Annotated in this window: 3 protein-coding genes; 1 reads left to right on the top strand and 2 read right to left on the bottom strand. The window is 60.6% G+C overall.

Annotated features, from left to right (window positions below):
- A partial coding sequence (locus tag AWB67_RS36705; RefSeq protein ID WP_125477853.1) for a flavin reductase family protein occupies positions 1–564 on the top strand: 564 nt, incomplete at its 5' end.
- 99 nt (positions 565–663) lie between these two features.
- Here AWB67_RS36705 and AWB67_RS36700 read toward each other — a convergent pair.
- Both AWB67_RS36700 and AWB67_RS36695 read right to left on the bottom strand, forming a co-directional pair.
- Positions 664–1,641, bottom strand: a complete 978-nt coding sequence (locus AWB67_RS36700) for an alpha/beta fold hydrolase (RefSeq protein WP_087660726.1) — start codon at positions 1,639–1,641, stop codon at positions 664–666.
- 65 nt (positions 1,642–1,706) lie between these two features.
- Positions 1,707–2,170 (bottom strand): isochorismatase family protein (locus tag AWB67_RS36695; protein WP_087660725.1); only part of this gene is annotated, 464 nt, incomplete at its 5' end.

The following is a 2,170-nucleotide window of genomic DNA, read 5'->3' as shown; positions in this document are numbered from 1 at the left end:
GTCCGCGTGGTGAGGCTGCTGACTCAAACGCAGGGCGCGCGCGAGAGCAAGGACTATGACGAGGCGGGCCGGATCGACATGGCGCTGCTGTGCCGCACGCTGCCCTTCAACGACTACGACTTCTACATGTGCGGCCCGTCCGGCTTCATGCAGTCTCTTTATGACGGCTTGCGTGCATTAAATATTGCCGATACGCGTATTCATGCGGAATCGTTCGGGCCAGCGTCGCTGAAACGGCACGGCGATGTCATCGGGGATGCGGCTCCTTCCCGCGTGGCTGCGACAACGGCGACTCCGGTCATCTTTGTGAAGTCCGGGAAGGAAGCGCGCTGGAGTCCGGAAAGTGGATCGCTGCTGGATTTGGCCGAGACGCGCGGGTTATCGCCGGACTTCGGATGTCGCGGAGGAAGTTGCGGGACATGCCGCACGCGCATCGTGGAGGGTGCAGTCGCCTACTTGAACACGCCGGACTTCAAGGTAACCGACGACGAGGCGCTCCTATGCTGCTCGGTGCCGGCAAACGAAGAATCCGGCGGCAGCGCACGGCTGCTGCTGGATCTGTGACAGGCGTTTTGATGGGGCTTGCAGGCCATCGATATGTTTTCGCTTCACCGCTTCTTTCGGAGCGCCTGGTGGATGCCGAAGCGCTTCGCACCCCGTTCGTCATCCTCTTGCGAAAGCCAGCAGATCGGTGTTCACTCGGTCGGCAAGCGTGGTGCACATGCCGTGTGGCGCCCCTTCATACACTTTCAACGTAGCGTTTCTGATGATCTTCGACGAGAGCAACGCCGAGTCCGCGATCGGAACGATTTGATCGTCGTCGCCATGCAGGATGAGCGTGGGGACGTCGAACTTTTTCAGGTCGTCGGTGAAATCGGTTTCGGAAAACTGCTTCACGCAGTCGTACTGGCCCTTGATGCCGCCGAGCATGCCTTGCCGCCAGAATGCATCGACCACGCCTTGCTGTGGGGTCGTGCCCTGCCGGTTATATCCATAGAACGGTATCGCGAGATCCCGATAGAACTGGGCGCGGTCCAATACGCCCAGCCGGATCTTGTCGAAGGATTCGATCGGCATGCCTCCGGGATTCGCGGGCGTCTTGAGCATGGTTGGCGGAATCGCGCCGATCAGTACGGCTCGGGACACTCGCGAAGTACCGTGCCTGCCGATGTAACGTGCGACCTCTCCGCCGCCTGTGGAGTGACCGACGAGGATCGCGCCTTTTAGGTCGAGCATGGCAAGGAGACCGGCGAGGTCGTCGGCGTACGTGTTCATGTCATTGCCGTTCCAGGGCTGCCCCGACCGACCGTGGCCCCGACGATCATGGGCAATGACACGGAATCCTTGAGAGCCCAGAAAAAGCATCTGCGGATCCCACGCGTCCGCATCGAGAGGCCATCCGTGTGAGAACACGATAGGGCGCCCCGAGCCCCAATCCTTGAAGTAGAGTTGCGTGCCGTCCGCCGCCGTGTACGAACGGGCGGCGCCGCCTCGGTGCGGCTTCGCTTGAAGTCCCTTCGCACCCACAGCGGCCTCGCCAAAGGCCAGCGGAGCTATCGGACAGATGGCCAGTGCGGCGGCTGACGCCAGCATGCGGCGGCGTCGCGGCGAATGCGCCGGCACATGATTGCTCGGGTTCATGGACGCTCCTTCGTTGCGATGGGTTGATCCTTGAGCGACAGGCGGGCTGTTTCCTGATCCGTAAGCTACGGCGACATGGCCTGTACGACCTCGTCGGTCGACACCACCGCATGTGCTAAAAATTGAAAGTTCACCATCGCCGCCTTATACCCGTCACCCCACACAGGATGTCGTGGTCCAGCGGTTGCGTCCTTGACCACCGATACTTCGAACCCTTGCTCGAGAAGCTCGCGCAGATGCGATTCGACACACATGTTCGCGAGCATTCCGCCAAGGACGATCTTGCTGATTTGCCGCTTGCGCAACTGCAACGTCAGATCGTTGGTTTGCGGGCCGAATACCTTGTGCGGGCTGACGACGATGGTCTTGCCATCATCGATATAGGGCTTGAACCGTGTGACCCAGTCAGCGCCTGAATTTTCAAATTCTGCAAGGCTAAGTACACCGCTACGGGCGAAGGTGCCCGTCTCGAACTCGTTTGCTTCGAGCGGGCCGTTCATCTTCCAGCCCTTGTCGGTCGGAAAGAAGT

The sequence above is a fragment of the Caballeronia terrestris genome (assembly GCF_001544515.1).
Taxonomy (GTDB): domain Bacteria; phylum Pseudomonadota; class Gammaproteobacteria; order Burkholderiales; family Burkholderiaceae; genus Caballeronia; species Caballeronia terrestris.
This window is presented reverse-complemented; position numbering and strand designations above follow the sequence as displayed.